The sequence below is a fragment of the Paenisporosarcina sp. genome (genome assembly GCF_057785155.1).
Map to the genome: position 1 here is coordinate 84,191 of NZ_JBYNRN010000021.1, position 19,666 is coordinate 103,856.

The 19,666-nt window shown below is 36.8% G+C and carries 17 protein-coding genes and 1 other RNA gene; 3 read left to right on the plus strand and 15 right to left on the minus strand.

The window, feature by feature from the left end; all coding sequences use genetic code 11:
* Positions 1 to 92: 92 nt before the first annotated feature.
* Positions 93 to 2,033 carry an RNA-directed DNA polymerase gene (locus AC3EA5_RS08105; RefSeq protein WP_488607860.1) on the plus strand — a complete coding sequence of 647 codons (1,941 nt, stop codon included), beginning with the start codon at positions 93 to 95 and terminating at the stop codon, positions 2,031 to 2,033.
* Positions 2,034 to 2,238: 205 nt separating this feature from the next.
* Here the strand turns inward: AC3EA5_RS08105 and ssrA are convergent.
* The 5 genes from ssrA to secG all read right to left on the minus strand — a co-directional run bounded on the left by ssrA (position 2,239) and on the right by secG (position 6,831).
* Positions 2,239 to 2,592: a transfer-messenger RNA gene (ssrA, locus tag AC3EA5_RS08110) on the minus strand.
* An 87-nt stretch (positions 2,593 to 2,679) separates the two neighbouring features.
* A complete protein-coding gene (smpB, locus tag AC3EA5_RS08115; protein WP_394190397.1) occupies positions 2,680 to 3,147 on the minus strand; it encodes an SsrA-binding protein SmpB in 468 nt (155 codons plus the stop codon).
* A gap of 136 nt (positions 3,148 to 3,283) precedes the next feature.
* Positions 3,284 to 5,608 carry a ribonuclease R gene (rnr, locus tag AC3EA5_RS08120; RefSeq protein WP_488607861.1) on the minus strand — a complete coding sequence of 775 codons (2,325 nt, stop codon included), beginning with the start codon at positions 5,606 to 5,608 and terminating at the stop codon, positions 3,284 to 3,286.
* Positions 5,609 to 5,651: 43 nt separating this feature from the next.
* Positions 5,652 to 6,398 carry an alpha/beta hydrolase gene (locus AC3EA5_RS08125; protein WP_488607862.1) on the minus strand — a complete coding sequence of 249 codons (747 nt, stop codon included), beginning with the start codon at positions 6,396 to 6,398 and terminating at the stop codon, positions 5,652 to 5,654.
* A 205-nt stretch (positions 6,399 to 6,603) separates the two neighbouring features.
* The gene (gene secG / locus AC3EA5_RS08130; protein WP_394190391.1) at positions 6,604 to 6,831 is read right to left on the minus strand and encodes a preprotein translocase subunit SecG; all 228 of its coding nucleotides are present in this window, start codon (positions 6,829 to 6,831) and stop codon (positions 6,604 to 6,606) included.
* Between the two features lie 149 nt (positions 6,832 to 6,980).
* On the opposite strand from secG, the gene AC3EA5_RS08135 reads away from it, so the two are divergent.
* Both AC3EA5_RS08135 and AC3EA5_RS08140 read left to right on the plus strand, forming a co-directional pair.
* Positions 6,981 to 7,919: a phosphotransferase family protein gene (locus AC3EA5_RS08135; RefSeq protein ID WP_488607863.1), complete on the plus strand. Its 939-nt coding sequence runs from the start codon at positions 6,981 to 6,983 to the stop codon at positions 7,917 to 7,919.
* Between the two features lie 576 nt (positions 7,920 to 8,495).
* Positions 8,496 to 8,942, plus strand: coding sequence for a DUF4871 domain-containing protein (locus tag AC3EA5_RS08140; RefSeq protein WP_488607864.1), 447 nt, complete (start codon positions 8,496 to 8,498; stop codon positions 8,940 to 8,942).
* Positions 8,943 to 9,382: 440 nt separating this feature from the next.
* Here the strand turns inward: AC3EA5_RS08140 and eno are convergent, their stop codons facing one another.
* The 10 genes from eno to clpP all read right to left on the minus strand — a co-directional run bounded on the left by eno (position 9,383) and on the right by clpP (position 19,606).
* Positions 9,383 to 10,678, minus strand: coding sequence for a phosphopyruvate hydratase (eno, locus tag AC3EA5_RS08145; RefSeq protein WP_488607865.1), 1,296 nt, complete (start codon positions 10,676 to 10,678; stop codon positions 9,383 to 9,385).
* 2 nt (positions 10,679 to 10,680) lie between these two features.
* Positions 10,681 to 12,225, minus strand: a complete 1,545-nt coding sequence (gene gpmI, locus AC3EA5_RS08150; RefSeq protein ID WP_488607866.1) for a 2,3-bisphosphoglycerate-independent phosphoglycerate mutase — start codon at positions 12,223 to 12,225, stop codon at positions 10,681 to 10,683.
* Positions 12,218 to 12,979, minus strand: a complete 762-nt coding sequence (gene tpiA, locus AC3EA5_RS08155; RefSeq protein WP_488607867.1) for a triose-phosphate isomerase — start codon at positions 12,977 to 12,979, stop codon at positions 12,218 to 12,220. The genes gpmI and tpiA overlap by 8 nt, the downstream gene beginning before the upstream one ends.
* 12 nt (positions 12,980 to 12,991) lie before the next feature.
* Positions 12,992 to 14,161: a phosphoglycerate kinase gene (locus AC3EA5_RS08160; RefSeq protein ID WP_488607971.1), complete on the minus strand. Its 1,170-nt coding sequence runs from the start codon at positions 14,159 to 14,161 to the stop codon at positions 12,992 to 12,994.
* 198 nt (positions 14,162 to 14,359) lie between these two features.
* Positions 14,360 to 15,367 carry a type I glyceraldehyde-3-phosphate dehydrogenase gene (gap, locus tag AC3EA5_RS08165; protein WP_488607868.1) on the minus strand — a complete coding sequence of 336 codons (1,008 nt, stop codon included), beginning with the start codon at positions 15,365 to 15,367 and terminating at the stop codon, positions 14,360 to 14,362.
* Positions 15,368 to 15,379: 12 nt separating this feature from the next.
* Positions 15,380 to 16,417 (minus strand): sugar-binding transcriptional regulator, encoded by a 1,038-nt coding sequence (locus AC3EA5_RS08170; protein ID WP_488607869.1) that lies wholly within the window; start codon positions 16,415 to 16,417, stop codon positions 15,380 to 15,382.
* Between the two features lie 562 nt (positions 16,418 to 16,979).
* The gene (locus AC3EA5_RS08175; protein WP_488607870.1) at positions 16,980 to 17,213 is read right to left on the minus strand and encodes a glutaredoxin family protein; all 234 of its coding nucleotides are present in this window, start codon (positions 17,211 to 17,213) and stop codon (positions 16,980 to 16,982) included.
* Positions 17,214 to 17,241: 28 nt separating this feature from the next.
* The gene (locus AC3EA5_RS08180; protein WP_488607871.1) at positions 17,242 to 18,027 is read right to left on the minus strand and encodes a TPM domain-containing protein; all 786 of its coding nucleotides are present in this window, start codon (positions 18,025 to 18,027) and stop codon (positions 17,242 to 17,244) included.
* Complete coding sequence (locus AC3EA5_RS08185) at positions 18,024 to 18,602, minus strand: LemA family protein (protein WP_488607872.1); 579 nt, start codon at positions 18,600 to 18,602, stop codon at positions 18,024 to 18,026. Before AC3EA5_RS08185 ends, AC3EA5_RS08180 begins: the two co-directional genes overlap by 4 nt.
* 410 nt (positions 18,603 to 19,012) lie before the next feature.
* On the minus strand, positions 19,013 to 19,606 hold the full coding sequence (gene clpP / locus AC3EA5_RS08190; protein WP_394188866.1) for an ATP-dependent Clp endopeptidase proteolytic subunit ClpP: 594 nt from the start codon (positions 19,604 to 19,606) through the stop codon (positions 19,013 to 19,015).
* Positions 19,607 to 19,666 lie beyond the last annotated feature (60 nt).

Sequence of the window (19,666 nt, forward strand, 5' to 3'; positions counted from 1 at the left end):
CAAGTAGTGTGTAAGAATTAATTCCTACAATATGGATTATAAGGTATAATGTGTTTAAACTCAATGTAATATTAAGGAGCATTTTAAATTTAATGAGAGAAAATTTATTTTTAAGAACTGACACACTTCCAGAAGAAATTCCACTTTTATTTACAAATAAAGTATTATATAAAAATTTCAAATTAAAAGATATTATAGAGATTAATAATATTGAAAATAGTAAAGAAAAGATATTAAAAAAATTTTTTACTGTACCTCTTTTCTTTTATATTCCTAAAAATAAAGTTGATTATAGAAAAATGGCATTGCTACATCCAATTGCACAACTTCAAATTTATCAATATATATTAAGATACGATCAACTAATTGTCTCATATTGTAAAAATTCAAAATTTAGTATTCGATCGCCGATTATTCGTAATCAACCTGTATTTGTTTTATCAGATGCTTTAAAGTCTGAGATTAAAAAAATCGAACAAGAATTTAGCTTTTCCAAAGATTCTTCAATTACTAGTGATGAGACTGAAGCACTTTTTTATAATTACTTTTCTTATAAGAATCATAAAAAAATCACAGATTTATATAAATCAAACAAATTCAAAAGAGATATGTACAAATATAAATTTTTCAAAAAACTAGATATTCAAAACTTTTTTGGATCAATTTATACACATTCAATTGCCTGGGCTATATTTGGAGAAAAATCTACAGCAAAAAAATATAAAGGTAGAAATTTTGAAGAAATATTCGCAAATGCAACTGATAAAATCTGTCAAATAATAAATTTTAATGAAACTAATGGAATTGTTGTTGGTCCTGAATTTTCACGAGTAATATCAGAATTGCTTCTAACAAAAATAGACGTAAACATGTTTAATTCTTTAAATAATCAAGAATTAGTTAATGGTAGTGATTATAAAATATATAGATTCATGGATGATTATTTTATTTTTACTAACAATAGTAATGTTACAGATGTTATAGAAAGAATTCTTTTTTTAGAATTAGAGCAATATAATTTAAAATTAAATGTAAACAAAAGTGTCTTGCAGACACGGCCTTTTTTCGAATCTGATCCTGCAATAATTAAATTAATTTATTTACTCGATAATTTCAAAATAAATTACCCCCCTTTCGATTTAAATAATAATTATAGTAAAAGAAATAACACTATTTGGTATAATTTACAACAAAATATAGAATTACTCATAAATGATTATCCAAGTTCAACTTCAAAAATATTGAATTATTTTCTTAAGTTTGTAAGAAGCTTTTTAAAATTAGATATTCATCATTATAACTTGGCATATATATTAGAAATAATTACAAATTTATATTCTCTAAGTATTAATTATCATAGTACACATAATATAATCGCTACATATGCTGTTCTTAGTCAAAAGATAAAAAATTTATCTCCAAAAGATAAAGCAACCCTAAATGAAAAAATTGAGTATCTAGAAGAAAGATTTTTCCAATATCTGTTTATTACTTTAAAAAATAACCCAGATAAAATAAATGACATGTACGACATATTTATTTACTTGAAAATTTTACCCAAAAAAATAAGTAGCGATTTTCTATGTGGAATTTTAGACAGAAATTCAAACTATTTTGTAATTTGCTCAATTGCCTATTATATATTAAACGATTCTTTAAATTCAGTTAATCCAATATATAAAACAGTTTTAAAAAAACTAATAAATATAACCAATAGTTATGATATTAATTATAATGAAAAAGGCGCTGATTCAAAATTTTTAGAAGCAGACTATTTTTACTTTTTAAACGATTTTTCATTTTATCCTGGATTTGATTTGGATTTACATAATTTTTTAAAATTGAAACTTTTAAATGAATCTAAACTTAGTTATTCACAACATCCCTCCCAAAAATTCGTTAAAATATCCAGCATCATTGACACTATAACAAGCGAATCATATTATAATTGGAAAAAAACTCCTGATGATTTCATAAGAGAAATTGCTAAAAAAAGCTCTAATTTACTTAATAGAAAAAATCATTATAATTAATACCCAATAACATTCTTCTAAAGCCATTTCCAGATTAATCACTGAGAAATGGTTTTTATTTTGTAAGAACATCTATCTCTAACGTTCTAAGCTTTGCATTGTGTCTGCGATACAGAACACGAATTTTACCCAACAAAAAACACGCCATTCGAAAGGAATCGAATGACGTGCTTGATTGAATAGATGTTCCATCTACATTCAATGTAAATGGAGACGGCGGGAATCGAACCCGCGTCCAGAAACTCCAACACTTAAGCGTCTACGCGTGTATCTTGCCAATTAAGTTTCGCGTAACATTATGCCGACAAGCGGGCGTCTTGTACGCTAACTTGAGAATCTCTTACCGTCGACTCAAGTAGCACCGACGATCGTATCCCACTAAGAGTGAGCTCGTACATGACCACATGGGCGATGGCCAAGACAAGCAACATTGTCAGCTTACGCTGCGAATGCTAGGTTTTGATTTTTGCCAATTATTATAAGTGCCGTTGATACGGAGCCGAGCCCTCCGACGCGCAACTCAAGCTCAGACCATCCCTGTCGAATCCGTAACGTCCCCTTAATAGGAAGATGTTCGAATGAACAAACTTGCATCTGGCAAAGTTGTATTCTTATTATAAGACAAAATTGGTCAAACTTCAAGTCATCATTCTTGGTTTCGAGATTTGAATGCACGTTCGATATCGCGTTTTGCTTCTTTCTTCTTTAAAACGTCGCGTTTATCGTAATTCTTTTTCCCTTTACCAACGCCAATTAAAACTTTTGCAAAGCCATCTTTTAAATACATTTTAATTGGAATGATTGAAAATCCATCTTGTTTAGAGACGCCGATTAATTCGCTAATTTGTTTTTTATGAAGTAAGAGTTTTCTTGAACGCAAAGGTTCATGATTAAAGCGGTTCCCTTGTTCATAAGGACTAATATGCATATTAGAAATCCAAGCCTCATTATTCCGAATTCGTACAAAAGCGTCTTTCAATTGTACTTTGCTGTTTCGAACTGATTTAATCTCAGTTCCTTGCAAGACAATCCCAGCTTCAATGGTATCTTCGATATAGAAATCATGATTTGCTTTTTTATTTTGTGCGACTACTTTTCCTTGCCCTTTTGGCACACTAAACACCTCTTTGTTTTTAGAAAAACACAGCTTGCACCCATAATGGTGCAAGCTATGTTTTTCTTATACTGATATCCAAAAGTTATCCTTTTAAATCAGTGCGAAAGAAGCGGCTGAGCACCGCTCTTATTCCTTACTTTTTCTTGCGCTTTCGACCTTGCTGTTTCTTCGCAATACCTTCATAAAACTTTTTCTTTTGTTTCACTTCTTTTTTCTCACCTGGTTGTGATGATCTTGAAGATTTCGAGGAATTTCTACCTGAACCTTCTTTACGTCTTGTTTGAATGACTTTCGGTGTTTCTTTACGAGCTGGTCGGTTAAACGATTTCACCATGCCTACAATTTCAAAATCAATGGCTGATTCTTCAGGTTTAACAGAAGTAACACGAACCTCAACTTCGTCACCAATGCGGAACTGTTTACCACTACGTTCACCAATCATCATCATTTGACGATCATCAAATCGGTAATAGTCATCTGTCATATTACTTACATGCACAAGTCCTTCAATTGTATTCGGAAGTTCAATAAACATACCAAAGTTTGTGACTGAGCTGACAATCCCTTCAAACTCTTCACCAATTTTGTCCGCCATATATTGCGCTTTTTTCAATGAATCTGTATCGCGCTCTGCATCAACCGCACGACGTTCACGTCCTGAAGTATGGTCCGCAATTTCATCCATCACCGCATCCCAATGGGCTAATGTTGGTTTAGATACATCTCCGTTTATTAAGTACGTACGAATTAATCGATGAACGATTAAATCTGGATACCTACGAATTGGCGATGTAAAATGCGTATAGAATTCAGTCGATAAACCAAAATGACCCAAACTTTCCGCATAATATTTAGCTTGTTGCATCGAACGTAACATCATCGTCGAGATAACTGGCTCTTCTGGCATTCCCTCAATTGACTCGACAATTTCTTGTAAAGCACGTGGATGAATATCATTACCAGAACCTTTTACGACAATACCGAAGTTCGTAATAAATTCAAAGAAACGTTGTAACTTTTCAGGCTTTGGATCTTCGTGAATACGATAAATGAACGGTACATCCATCCAGTGGAAATGTTCAGCAACTGTTTCATTCGCAGCTAACATAAACTCTTCGATTAGTCGTTCTGCTACAGTACGTTCACGAATAACGACATCAGTTGGCCAACCTTCATTGTCCACCAACACTTTAGACTCTTTAAAGTCAAAATCAATCGCTCCACGATCTGCACGTTTAGTACGTAATATTTCCGCAAGTTCGGCCATTAGTTCAAACATTGGCACTAAGTCACGGTAACGTTCTCTTAATGCTTCATCTTTTTCATCAATAATCTTATAGACGTCTGTATATGTCATTCGTTCTTTTGTTTTAATCACACTTTGGAAAATTTCATGAGCGATAACTTTCCCGCTTCCGTCGATTGTCATTTCACATGATAACGTTAGACGATCCACTTGAGGATTTAACGAACAAATCCCATTTGACAAGCGATGAGGTAACATTGGAATAACACGGTCTGTTAAATAAACACTTGTCGCACGATCATATGCTTCAGTGTCCATTGCAGAACCTTCCGTTACGTAATGACTCACATCTGCAATATGTACACCTAATTTATAAGTCCCATCTGCATTTTTCGTTACAGTAACCGCATCATCTAAATCTTTTGCGTCGGCACCATCGATTGTAACAATCACTTCATCACGAAGATCTCGTCGACCTTCAATGTCCGATTCCGCAATTTGCTCTGGCACTGAATTGGCATGATCAATAACCGATTGTGGGAAGTCCACTTCAATTCCATGCTTATGAATGATAGAGAGAATGTCTACACCTGGGTCATTTTTATGGCCAAGAATTTGTGTGACCATTCCAGTTGCTGATTTACGTCCTTCTGGCCATCCTGTTATTTCTACGACAACTTTATGGCCATCAATTGCACCTAGTGTATCTTCTTTTGCAATGAAAATATCCATCGATATTTTCTTATCATCCGGTAGAACAAATCCAAATCCTTTATTATCCTGGAATTGGCCAACTACTTTCGAAATCCCACGCTCTGCAATTTTAGTGATTGAACCTTCACGACGATCTCCCGAACTAGCACTCGAAACACGTACTAATACAGTATCACCATTCATGGCACCGTTAACTTCAGTCGGTGGAATGAAAATATCATCCATTCCCTCTTCTTCAGGAGCGACAAATCCAAATCCACGAGCATGACCTATGAATTTACCTCGCAATAAATTCATTCGCTCTGGGACACCATAGCGATTCGATTTAGAACGTATGACATATCCTTTTTCTTCTAATTTAACAAGTGTCTTCACTAATTCTTTAAACTCATCCGCATCTTCGAATCCAAACTGACTTTCTATCTCTTGAACAGTCAATGGTCTGTATTCTTCCTCGCGCATGAAATCCAGTAAACGTTGTTGTAAATTTTGTTCCATCTTTCATCCCTCCTTTTTACAGAGTGTGCCTATAGGGCGGTTTTTACACCTGCCACTCTAGCGTCTGTAAAAACTCTAATATGTCTTCATGTAATTGTTCTTTTTCTTTGTCTAGCGTAATGACGTGACCAGATTCTTCATACCACTTAATTTGTTTTTCGAATGATTCGGCTTCATCATGAATGATATTTGCCGAGTTTACATCGATGACATCATCTTTTCGTCCTTGCACGACTAACAAAGGTGCGTAGATATGATCTACGTGGTCTCGAACATCATAAACGAGCTTACGCAAATCTGGTAATGAAGGCATTGAACTCTTTTTCAAATCTTCTACTTCTTCTTCGATAAGCGAGGCTTCTTTTCCTTCATATCGCTTATAATCTCGTGCATATTTTATAACACCTTCATACATCAGTTCAGTTGTTTTCATTGTCATCGGTGCGCACATCGTGACAATTCCCTTTACAGGTACGGTATACCCTAATTTCAATGAAAAGACACCACCTAATGATAATCCCGCAACAGCAATTTCATTATATCCAGCAGCCTTTAATTGTTCATAACCTCTCATGACATCCTTCCACCAGTCTGCTGGCCCGGTTTTAATCAACTCTTCTGGCGGAACACCATGTCCCTTGTAATGAGGCGCTAATGAGGTATACCCATTCTTTTCTAAAAATCTGCCTAACATTCGAACATCTGACGAGTTACCAGTAAAACCATGGAGCAATAAGACGGCTCTTTTACCCGCTTCAAAAAAGAACGGTTTGGGTTGCGCAATTCGCATTCAAAAAACCTCCATCGAAAAGAAAAGTGTTATGCACTTTTCTAGTTTTTTCATAAATTTATTTTTAATACTAGAAAATTCAAGTTGCCTTCATTAAGTCTAAGCTTATAAGTTTTTTAATAGAAAACCAATTATGTACACTCATTAAACAATAAAAAAAGAAAACGCCCAACCGATCCAATCGGTCAGGCGGTTCGTATGTTGATTATAATTTCGTTACGGCAATTGCCAAAATAAAAAATAATACGGCTAATACAATCGTTACTCGGTGCAAAACTAAGTCAATTCCTCTAGCTTTTTGCTTACCGAAAAGTTGCTCAGCTCCGCCAGAGATGGCACCTGATAAACCTGCACTTTTCCCTGATTGTAACAACACAACAACGATTAATGCTAGCGACACGATGACAAGTAAAGTCAATAACAACGCATGCATTTGTTCCACCTCCTGATCAGAAACATCACAACAAGAACTATTTTACCAAATAATAGACACAAGTACAATAAGGTTACGATAAATACATACATAAATGTGTCAGACTATTTGTTAAAATGGAACTATATACGGTTTAAAAGGAGTAATCTATGAATATACAGCATATGAGTCACGAGGATTATAAAAACAACCATCAAAATGACACCCTCTGGGATGAAGTCGTAGTACACCTATTAAATAACGAAAATATCTCCTATCATTCGATAAAACGATTCCCAATGGGAGGCAATATTGTTTATGCAATTAATGACGATTTAGTCTTAAAATTATTTTCACCATTCGATCGAGAAGAGTTTGTCATTGAAACTGAAGTGCTCGAGAGAACAGATTGGTCAAAAATATCAGTAGAGGTTCCTTCAATTGTGAAGCAAGGTTCAATCGGAAAATGGCATTTTTTAATCTTGACACGAGTAAGTGGTGAGCTACTTATTGATGTATGGGAAAAATTATCCCTGAAAGAACAGTTGGACATTGCAACAGATGTAGGTTTTTTAATCAAACAAATGCATACTCTTCCCGTTGAGAATTATTCACATATAAATCATACCTATTTTGAATGGATTTCCACTCAAAAGAAACAAGTCACAACACATCACTCTAAAACAGGTTTAGCCCCTCAACTAGTCGAGCAACTTGAAAAGTATGTTTCAACATTTGTTCCTTCTTCTCAAAAAGTGCTATTAACCGGAGAATATACACCATTTAATTTACTCGTCAATCAAGCAGATGGTAGATGGAGAGTGACTGGTCTAATTGACTTCGCTGACTGTTTTATAGGAGAGCCTACTTATGATTTACTCGGACCTATCTTATTTAATTATTACCCAACCCCATCACTAACTAAGAATTTCTTATCTGCATACGGGATGGCACTAACAGATTCATCACGGACTTATTTAATGCAACTTCTTCTGCTCCATAGATTTAGTCATATACCTAATTATTTGGATGGGTACATTGATATGAATGAAGTGTTAACTCTTGAAGAATTATCTTCTATCTTTTTTCTGATAAAGAGTTGTAAATAAGTAAAAGTTATTTGTTCTTATTAATTAATGGTTAGGTCCTGTTAAAGGAGAAAGTTGATTACGTTAATAAATATGGAAAATGGGTTTCTCTATTTTTAGATTTTATAATTAAAGGTGAGTTTAGTTTGGAGGTGTTGGAATGGACTTGCGTATTTTTGAACTCTCATGGTCGCTACCGTTATTTGTTGTAACGATGTTTATTTTGACAATAGGGCTGTATATGTTAGTGAAGCACGCAAATATAAGACGATTCATACCGGTCATAGTACTTATATATGGTCTCATTTATTGTTGGTTACAGATATATGTGCTTGGTAAAGGATATTCAGGAATTCCCTTTGTATTGATTTCATGGCTGTTGTTAGCATTATTATTGATAGCAAGTTTATGGATAGTTATATCTAAGTTTAAGAAAATTTAATTGTAAGAGGTTTCTTTAACTAACGCAGCAGTTTGGTTCAATAAAAAAATAAGAAAAATATGGAGTTAGGAAGGAAAAAGATACGTAAAAGAAGAAAGTTCAAAGAAAAATACGTATAACGGGGACAGTTTATTAAAAAAGGTAGGGGAAGTTCTTTGAGAAAAACTTCGTTGATGCTGATATTGTTTATTTTTTTTATTTTGACAGCTTGTAAATCAGAAGAAACAATTAAAGAAGAACAATGGGAAGATAATAGTCCAACCTTTACATCAGAGTTTGGTGAAATGTTTGGTAAAGAAGGTAGTATTGGAATAATCGGTCCAAAAACAGTTACGGAAAATGGACAAAAGTGGATGTGGCATTTTTGGGGTACTGAAGATATATCTAACAAAGAGTGGGAAGTAAAAGCGTTTAAGTACGGCGAAGAAGCAACAGTTAATCCGATAACATTTAAAGATGAACAATTAACTCCTCGTGGTGATGTGATAAATGGACACGCTCGATCAGCAGTATTGTTTCCATCATCAGGAATATGGAAGTTAAAGGTCTATATAGATGAGAAATTTTTTGATGAAATAAATGTTGATGTTACCCAAGAATGATAATTAAAGAATTGTCTCTTATTCAACGGGTGCTTTAATGAAAAAAGACAGAAAAAAATGAGCATGGATAAGCATATCCACGCTCATTTTTCTATACTAAATCAAACATTAACTTTAACATAACCAATTCTTAAAACACTTTATCAAATTGGAGCTCTTAATTCTGTAAAGAGGTTGATTTGTTTTATACAATATACAGCTGATTGAAATGCAGGCGGAGACTCCAGCGGAATCAGCAAGAACTGAAGACCCTGGACTGAGCATCGCGAGGGAAGCGGCTGAAGTCTTGCCCGCGGAACGCGTCCGCCGAAATGAAAATCTGCTCTTATGGGACACCTTCTTTAAATTTTCTTTAATAGATCTCGGTTAACTTAATCAATACAAAAAAAGAACTGCCCTAGCCAAGATTTGATGGCATTCGGACAGTTCCTTTTGATTTATTATTTCTTCAAGTTATAAAAAGTCTTCAACCCAAGATATTGAGCTGTATCATACAACTGATCTTCAATACGAAGAAGTTGATTGTACTTAGCTACACGGTCTGAACGAGAAGGTGCACCCGTTTTAATTTGACCAGCATTCGTTGCAACTGCAATATCAGCAATCGTTGCATCTTCAGACTCACCAGAACGATGAGAAATAACCGTTGTATAACCAGCACGTTTTGCCATTTCGATTGCATCAAATGTTTCTGTTAATGTACCGATTTGGTTCACTTTAATTAAAATCGAGTTACCAACGCCTTCTTCAATTCCACGTGATAACTTCGTTGTATTCGTTACAAACAAATCATCTCCAACAAGTTGGATGCGATCGCCTAAACGTTCAGTCAATAATTTATGACCAGCCCAGTCGTTCTCATCTAATCCATCTTCAATTGAAATGATTGGGTATTTATCGCAAAGTTCTGCATAATAGTCCACCATTTCTTCAGAAGTTTTGACAATACCTTCTCCTACCAAGTGGTATTTGCCATCTTCTTTGTTGAAAAACTCAGAAGATGCAACGTCCATTGCTAAAAGAACTTCTTCTCCTGGCTTGTAACCTGCTCTTTCAATGGCCGTTAAAATCGTCGTGATTGCTTCTTCATTTGAAGCAAGGTTTGGTGCAAATCCACCCTCATCACCAACTGCTGTATTTAATCCTTTTTCTTGTAACACAGCTTTTAAGCTATGGAAAATTTCAGCACCCATACGTAAACCATGACGGAAAGATTCAGCGCCTACAGGCATAACCATGAATTCTTGAATATCGACATTATTATCGGCATGAGCACCACCGTTTAAGATATTCATCATTGGCACCGGTAATTGCTTCGCATTAAATCCACCTAGGTATTGATACAAAGGAATGTCTAAGTAATCAGCAGCAGCATGCGCTACAGCGATTGATACACCTAGAATGGCATTAGCACCTAGTTTAGCTTTGTTTTCAGTACCATCAAGTTCGATCATCGCTTTATCGATTGAAACTTGGTCCAGTACGTTGTAGTTCTCTTCTAATTCATTTGCAATAATTTCGTTTACGTTTTCTACTGCTTTTAAGACACCCTTACCAAGGTAACGACCTTTGTCACCATCACGAAGCTCAACTGCTTCATATTCTCCTGTGGATGCTCCAGACGGAACGATTGCGCGGCCAAAAGCTCCGCTTTCCGTGAATACTTCTACTTCGATTGTTGGGTTCCCACGAGAATCTAATACTTCACGAGCTTGTAAATGTGTAATTATTGGCATGTTTATATCTCCTCAGCTTTTAGTAGTGTTTTACCTGTCATTTCAGGCGGTGGTTCGATACCTAATAAGTGTAACATGGTTGGAGCTAAATCGGCTAAAATGCCATCTGTACGTAAATCCACATTACGTTGCGTCACAATGACTGGAACTGGATTCGTTGTATGAGCTGTCATCGGTGTCCCTTCAACAGTCACAACTTCATCCGAATTCCCATGGTCTGCAGTGATAATTGCAGAACCATTTTTCGCTAAAATGGCATCTACGATTTTACCAAGACATTCATCCACAACTTCGATTGCTCGTATAGTGGGTTCGAGCATTCCACTATGTCCAACCATATCTGGATTAGCAAAGTTTAAAAGAATGGCATCAAACTTATCCGATTCGATTGCTGCGAGTAAAGCATCCGTCACTTCATAAGCACTCATTTCTGGTTGTAAATCATAGGTGGCAACTTTCGGTGAGTCGATTAAGATTCGTTCTTCACCAGGGAAGCGTTCTTCTCTCCCGCCACTCATGAAAAACGTCACATGTGGATACTTTTCTGTTTCAGCAATTCTCAATTGTGTTTTGCCATTTAAAGATAGTACTTCTCCAACGGTATTCTTTAAGTCTTCATTGTCATAAGCAACCGATGCTTTGACGTCTTCACTATAGGAAGTAAAGGTAACAAACTTCAAATCAGTCGGATGCTTTGGACTTAAAGCAAAAGTCGTTTCACAACTTGGATTGGTAAAGACTGAAGATAATTGAATCGCTCGGTCGGGTCTAAAATTAAAGAAAATGACCGCGTCATTTGAATCAATGGTAGCTAATGGCTTTCCATTTTCCATGATTGAAAAAGGTAGAACAAATTCATCTGCTAAGTCCAAATCATATGAAGCCATTACGCCAGCACTTGCAGATGAAGCAACCTCACCAACACCATCTACGAGGACTCGGTATGCTTTCTCTAGTCGTTCCCATCTGCGGTCACGATCCATTGCATAATAACGACCACTTATACTCGCAAATTGACCAATGCCAATTTCTTTCATTTGACGTTCAGTTTCTTCAATATAAGTTAAAGCCGTTTTAGGACCCACATCTCGCCCATCTAAGAAGCCATGTACAAATACATCCTCTAAACCGTGAGTTTTAGCAACTTGTAATAAAGCAAATAGATGCTCATAATGCGAATGCACGCCACCATCAGACAGTAAGCCCATCAAGTGAAGCTTAGAACCATGAGCTTTTACATGAGCGATTGCTTCTAGAAATGCTGCATTTTGATAGAAGTCTCCATCTGCAATTGATTTATGAATACGAGTCAAGTTTTGATACACAATTCGTCCTGCACCAATGTTTAAATGACCAACTTCTGAATTCCCCATTTGTCCTTCAGGAAGGCCAACTGCATTCCCGGAAGCAATTAAAGAAGCATGCGAGTAGTCATTCCAATACCGATCAAAGTTTGGTTTCTTTGCTTGGGCAACGGCATTTCCAAATACTTCATTTCGAAGCGCGAAACCATCAAGAATAATTAAAGCTACTGGGGATTTAGGCATGCGTGCCTGCCTCCAATAATTTCACGAATGACGATGATTCAAGACTTGCTCCACCGACTAGTGCACCATCGATATGAGTTTTCGAAAGCAATTCCGCGATATTTTCTGGTTTTACCGATCCACCATACTGAATACGAACAGCATCCGCTACATCTTGACTATATAATTGAGCAACTTTTTCACGAATAGATTGGCACACATCATTTGCATCATCAGAAGTAGCTGTTTTTCCTGTACCGATTGCCCAAATAGGTTCGTATGCAATAACCATTGTTTTTACTTGTTCTGCTGACAAACCAGCAAGAGCTTTTTCTACTTGGCCCTCTACTTTGGCAGTCGTTTGGCTAGCTTCACGCTCTTCTAAAGTTTCGCCTACACAAACAATTGGAGATAATGAATGAGCGAACGCCGCATGTGCTTTTTTATTAACAGCTTCATCGGTTTCATTAAAATATTGACGTCGCTCAGAGTGACCTAAAATAACATACGTTATGTCTAAATCAGCTAATTGAACTGGACTGACTTCTCCGGTAAATGCACCTTCAACTTCATAGTGCATATTTTGTGCACCAAGAGAAATAGCTGAATCAGCTACAATATGGGTTAATGGCTCTAAGAATAAAGAAGGTGCGCATATAACAGAATCTATTTTCCCAGCATCTGGCGCTAGTCCTCTTACTTCTTCAGCAAATTGCTTCGCTTCAGATAGTGTTTTGTACATTTTCCAGTTACCAGCAATAATCGGTTTTCTCATACGAATTCCTCCTTATTTTTGATCGTTTAAAGCTTCTACTCCAGGCAAGTCTTTGCCCTCCATAAATTCTAACGAGGCACCGCCACCGGTAGAGATGTGGTCCATTTGATCCGCAACTTCAAACTTTTCAACAGCTGCAGCAGAATCTCCACCACCAATTACTGTATAGGCTTGAGAAGAAGCCATCGCTTGTGCAACGCCTTTCGTTCCCGCTTCAAATGGTGTCAATTCAAACACGCCCATAGGTCCATTCCAAATAATTAGTTTCGAATTTTGAATCACGTCCGCATATTGAGCTGACGTTTTCGGTCCGATATCTAACCCCATCCAGTCAGACGGGATATCTGTAATATCCACTACTTTCGTTTCAGCATCCTTTGAAAACTCGCTCGCAACGACTACATCTATCGGTAAATATAGTTTTACGCCTTTTTCTTTTGCCTTTTCAATAAATGATTTAGCTAACTCAATCTTATCTTCCTCAAGTAAAGATTTCCCGATTTCATATCCTTGCGCTTTCGAGAATGTATAAGATAAGCCACCACCAATTAACAGGTTGTCCACTTTATCTAATAGGTGATTAATGACACCAATTTTATCTTTAACTTTAGAACCACCAATAATGGCAGTGAAAGGACGTTCAGGTTGAGATAATGCTTTACCTAGTACATCTAGTTCCTTTTCCATCAATAAACCAGAAACTGCTGGTAAATGCTTTGCAATTCCTTCAGTAGATGCATGAGCACGATGTGCAGCACCAAATGCATCATTTACATAAACATCTGCTAGCTTCGCAAATTTCTCAGCTAATTCAGGATCGTTCTTTTCTTCGCCTTTATGGAAACGTACATTTTCAAGGAGAACAACCTCTCCATTTTTCATCTCAGCAATAGCTGTTTCCACGCTTTCGCCAATTGATTCATCTAATTTCAAAACAGGTTTATGTAATAAAATACTTAAATGCTTTCCAACAGCATTCAATCGGAATTCTTCTGTAACCTCACCTTTTGGTCGTCCCATATGGCTAGCCAAAATGACTTTTGCATCTTTGTCGATTAAATGTTGAATAGTTGGTAATGCTGCACGGATACGTGTATCGTCCGTAATTTCACCATTTTCCATCGGTACATTAAAATCTACTCGGCAAAAAACTCGTTTTCCACCTAGTTCTACATGTTGCATTGTCTGTTTTTGTTTCAAGAAGAATCTCCTCCACATCCGTAATGGTGCAAGCTAATGTTTCTTTTTATACTGAGCGTGAAAGCTTTACTTTCCTATCAGTATAAAAAGAAGGAACGGAGGGTACCTCCGTTCCTTTTACCCTCTTCTATTATAGAGGTTAAAAGCGAGTTTCGCTACTTTCCTCTATGACTTAAAGTCTTATAATCCTTTGCTGTACATGTGTAGAGCAAGGTCGATACAACGTGATGAATAGCCGGTTTCATTGTCATACCATGAAAGAACTTTCACCATGTTTTTCTCAAGAACCATTGTTGATAATCCGTCAACAGTTGATGAAGCTGAATTACCATTGTAATCACGTGATACTAAAGGCAATTCATTGTATTCTAAATAACCATTCAGTTCATTTTCAGATGCAGATTTTAAAGCTGCATTTACTTCTTCAGTCGTTACATCTTTTTCAAGTTCTACAACTAAATCTACTAATGAAACGTTTGGTGTTGGTACGCGAACAGCCATACCATCTAATTTACCTTTCAACTCAGGAAGCACTAATGATACTGCTGCTGCAGCACCTGTTGACGTTGGAATCATTGATTCTGCAGCCGCACGTGCACGACGGTAATCTTCATGTGGTAAATCTAGAATTCGTTGGTCATTTGTATATGAATGAATCGTTGTCATCATTCCACGTTTAATACCAAATTGTTCATGAAGAACTTTAGCTACTGGAGCTAAGCTATTTGTTGTACATGATGCGTTCGAAACAACGTGATCTGTGTCAGCATTGTATGTTTCATGGTTAACACCCATTACGAAAGTTGACATGCCGCTCTTACCAGGAGAAGATACGATAACTTTTTTAGCTCCTGCTTCAAGATGTTTACCTGCAGATTCAACGTCACGGAAAATACCAGTACTTTCAATCACGATATCGATTTCTAAGTCTTTCCAAGGTAATACTGAAGGATCTTTTTCTGCATAAACGCGAACCTTTTTACCATTGACTACTAAGAATTCACCTTCAGAAGAAACGTCAGCATCAAAAATGCCATGTACTGAATCGTATTTCAATAGATGTGCAAGCATCGCAGCATCTGTTAAATCGTTAATTGCTACTACTTCCACTTCACCTTGTTGTAAAGCTTCTCTGAATACTACTCGTCCAATACGTCCAAATCCATTAATCGCTAATTTTAAAGTCATCTAATTTTCCTCCTAATTTATATCGCGGTTTTGTTTTACTAATTCTTTTGCAGCACCTTCATCTGTAATTAATACAGTCTGTGGAGGTGCATGCTTTAAATAAGATCCTATGGCGGTTGCTTTTGATGACCCACCTGCCACAGCCAATAAATGTTGCACACTTTCTAATTGCTTCAATTGAATACCCACAGTCCGAATACGATGGACTGCTTTTCCATCTTTATTGAAATAATAACCAAAGGCTTCACCAACAGCTCCTGCTTGTTCAATGGTTTGAATTTCTTCTGGCGTTGAATTGCGTCGCCTCGCCATTTCCATTGCATCACCAATTCCATGAATCACAACAGAAGTTTGGTCGTAAAGCTCAAGCATTTCTTTAATGACCGGTTCTTTCATCATCATATTGTAGGCTTCTTCACTTAAATGATCTGGCAAATAAAGAGTTCTTGATAAACCATTGGTAGCTGTTGCAAAGGAAGCGGCAATTGTATTCGCTTGGAGTTGAACCTCTTCTCCAATACCACCTCGTGCAGCAACATACGTTAACGTCTTTTGCTTCACAAATTGTGTCAGGTATTCCGCAATTGAAGCGATTGTACCTCCACCTGTAACCGCAACGATTTGTTTTGGTTGCGTCAAGCAATTGAGTTGCTTAGCAGCCACTTGACCAAGTAATGATTTTGCTAAATTATTTTCTTCACTATCGCCCGGCACAATGATGACACGAGAAAGGTTGTAAGTTTGTTGCAGCTGTTGCTCAAGCTGAATGAGCCCTGACCATTCATGAATGACATCTTTTAAGGTGTCTAAAACATCTTTACCCTCTTGTGTGATTTCCATGCCTGCTGATCGAATTGTGATTAAACCTTGTTGATTTAATAAATCAGTTTCTTTTCTTGTTTCTCGTTCTGTTAAATGAACCAGTTCACTTAACGAACGCCTGCCGATTTCTCCTGCTAACAAAATCGCCATCAACACTTTGTATCTTTTCTGTATTAATAAAGGCATTTCTGGAACTATTTTTAATTGTGCTTGGAGTAAGTTATTCATAAGATTCTCCTCAATCCCCCTTTTAGTTGGACAATATTTGTCCCACCACTTTAAAATGCGTCCCGCTTAATGATTTTAGTTTACGCTTAATTAATTTAAAATGCAAACAAAAAAGCGCTAATTAATTACTTAGCACTTGAAATAATAAACAAATGAATCTGTTGATTTACATTTAGGCGGACGCGTTCCGGGGGCACGGCTTTAGCCGCTTCCTTCGCTGTGCTCAGTCCAGGGTCTAAAGTTCGTGCTTATCCCCTCGGAGTCGCCGCCTCCATTTCAATCAACGGAAATAGCAGTCATAATAATTTTGTTTTACGTGTAAGGACTTACAAATTTAATTTTATTACTCCACTTACAACTAAAGAAATTTCTAGTTATGTTAAAAGGTCTTTAAAGTCTGTTCTATTTGACTGGGTAATTAAAAGAACCTATCTTAACGCTATCTTAGTAGAAAAGTGGTCGTCTATTTCGTCCGCGGAAAGCGAATGAATTAGGCGACCACTTTTAAAATTTGGTGATATCTTTTTTACGAGTGTTTATTTCCTACGGTCCAATGCGCTAATTATTTACTTAGCGCTTCTAGCAATGTAGGATAATCAATTCTTCCTTCTTGTATTACTTGACCATCTTTTTCAATGACAGGAATACGAATCAGGTATTTTTCATGAATTTGATCATTTTGTTCGATATTAATTTCTTCAATTTCAAAGTCCACATCTTCAGCAACAAGCTGTAGCATCAGCTTCGCTTCGTCGCACAGTGGACAATTGGGACGTGTGTAAAATTGTATTTGCATCTTCATACTCCTTCATTGATTGTTGCCTTTAAAAGCTTCGACCAGCTCCACCACCGCCAGAAGAACCTCCTCCACCAGATCGGAAACCTCCGCCTCCACCGCTACCAAATCCTCCACCAAATGAACCAGGTCCTATCATTGGAATTCCACCACGTCGTCCTCTTGAGCCAGGACCCATTCCTCCACCACCACGGTTTGAAAATATGGTGAATAAAATGACGATAATAATAATCATGACAATGGTAGACATAGATACGCCCCCACCTTCGTTACTATTTTCGGGTTGAACAGGGTTTACCGATTCGCCATCCCAATTATATTCCTTTGCAATTTCTTCATAAAAAACTTTCATCGTATTAAATATTGCTTCATCTGGTGCATCCTGTTGCATATACGGCACTGTAAATTCATCTAAAATTCTGCCTACCTTGCCATCAGGTAAAGCTCCTTCTAAACCATAACCTACTTCCGCCCATAGTTCACGTTCTTCCATGGCAATCACAAGCATGACGCCATTGTTTTCTTCAGAACTACCTAACTCATACTCTCTGAATGCACGATTTGAAAAACCCTCAATATCCTCGCCTTCAAGGGAATCAATTGTTAATACGGCAATTTGAGCACCCGTCCCATCTTCTAACTGAGAAGCAATTCGATTCAATTCAGCTTTTTGATCACTACTTAATAATCCTGCGAAATCTTGAACGTAAATATCACCAGTTGGTTTAGGAACAGTTGCCGCTTGAATCATTGGCGAAAGCGACATGAAAAAAAGAAGCGCAATTCCTATGAAAAGCGCGCCTTTTTTCATCATTCCCCGTCCCCTCCAAAGTCTACAACAGGTGCATCTTGTGCAGCTGCATCTGCTTTAAAGTATTCTTTTTCATCAAATCCAAAAATGCCCGCCAACATGGCACCAGGGAATCGTTTCACTTTTTTATTGAACGAAGCAACTTCTGTATTATAATCTTGTCGAGCTACAACTAGTCGATTTTCCGTACCAGCAAGTTCATCCATTAATTGTCGGAAATTAGCATCTGATTTTAAAACAGGATAATTTTCGACAACCACCAATAAACGGCTTAAAGCCCCCGATAATTCATCATTTGCTTCAGCTTGATCTTGCGGTGAATTTGCACCTGCTAATTTTGCCCGTGCTTCAGTTACACTTGCAATAACATCACGTTCTTGTTTTGCAAACGCTTCAACTGTCTTCACTAAGTTAGGAATTAAATCTAAACGTCTCTGTAATTGATTATCTACTTGAGCGTAAGCTGCATCAACATTTTCTTCACCTTCAACAAATCCGTTATAACTAGGAATTAACATAAGTGCTAAAACAACAATAATACCTACGATCACAAGTATCGGAATTAATCCTTTTTTCATATCCTTCACCTCTTCAATAGTATAGTCAATGTCTACCTTATTTAATAAAGTTTAAAACCTGCATCATTTAATATGAAAAGGATTTTTTGAATCTAGTGAGAATTTATATAATGGAATAAATAGGCGTGTCCAATAAGTATTAACATAATTCCAGAAATAAAAGATGGGGTTTATTGTATTTATTTTTAAAAGTACATTTTAAAAAACCTCGTTCTTAATTAGGTAATGAATTGGAGTGGAAGACGGCGACTCCAGCGGGAATAGCATGAACTGAAGGCCCCGGAGGAGCGAAGTGACGAGGAGACTGAAGTCATGCCCGCGGAACGCGTCCGTCTGAAACGGAAATTGCAAAATAGGAAAAGGGACCATCTATAAGTCAATAAATGACTTTTAGACAGCCCCTTTGGAAATTATTTTTTCAAATCACTACGTGTAATAATATGGTCTACTAAACCATATTCTTTCGCACGTTCAGCCGTCATAAAGTTATCACGGTCTGTATCTTTCGCGATTACTTCAATTGGTTGACCTGTACGTTCTGATAAAATACCATTTAACTTTTCACGAAGGAACAAAATGCGTTTAGCAGCAATTTCAATTTCAGTTGCTTGCCCTTGTGCTCCACCAAGTGGTTGGTGAATCATTACTTCTGCATTTGGTAATGTATATCGCTTACCTTTTGTTCCAGCTGCAAGTAAGAATGCACCCATTGATGCAGCCATACCAATACAAACGGTTTGTACGTCTGGTTTGATAAATTGCATAACGTCGTAAATTGCCATACCTGCTGTGATACTACCACCAGGGCTATTGATGTAAATGGAAATGTCTTTTTCTGGATCTTCTGCTTCCAAGAATAATAATTGAGCTACGATGGCATTAGATACATTGTCATCTATTCCACTTCCAAGCATAATGACACGGTCTTTTAATAGACGTGAATAAATGTCATAAGCACGCTCTCCACGACTAGTTTGTTCAATAACTGTAGGAATTAAGTTCATTGAAATTGCCTCCTTCAAACGTAAATTCTTTTTCTAATATCCTGAGATGACGATTGCCTC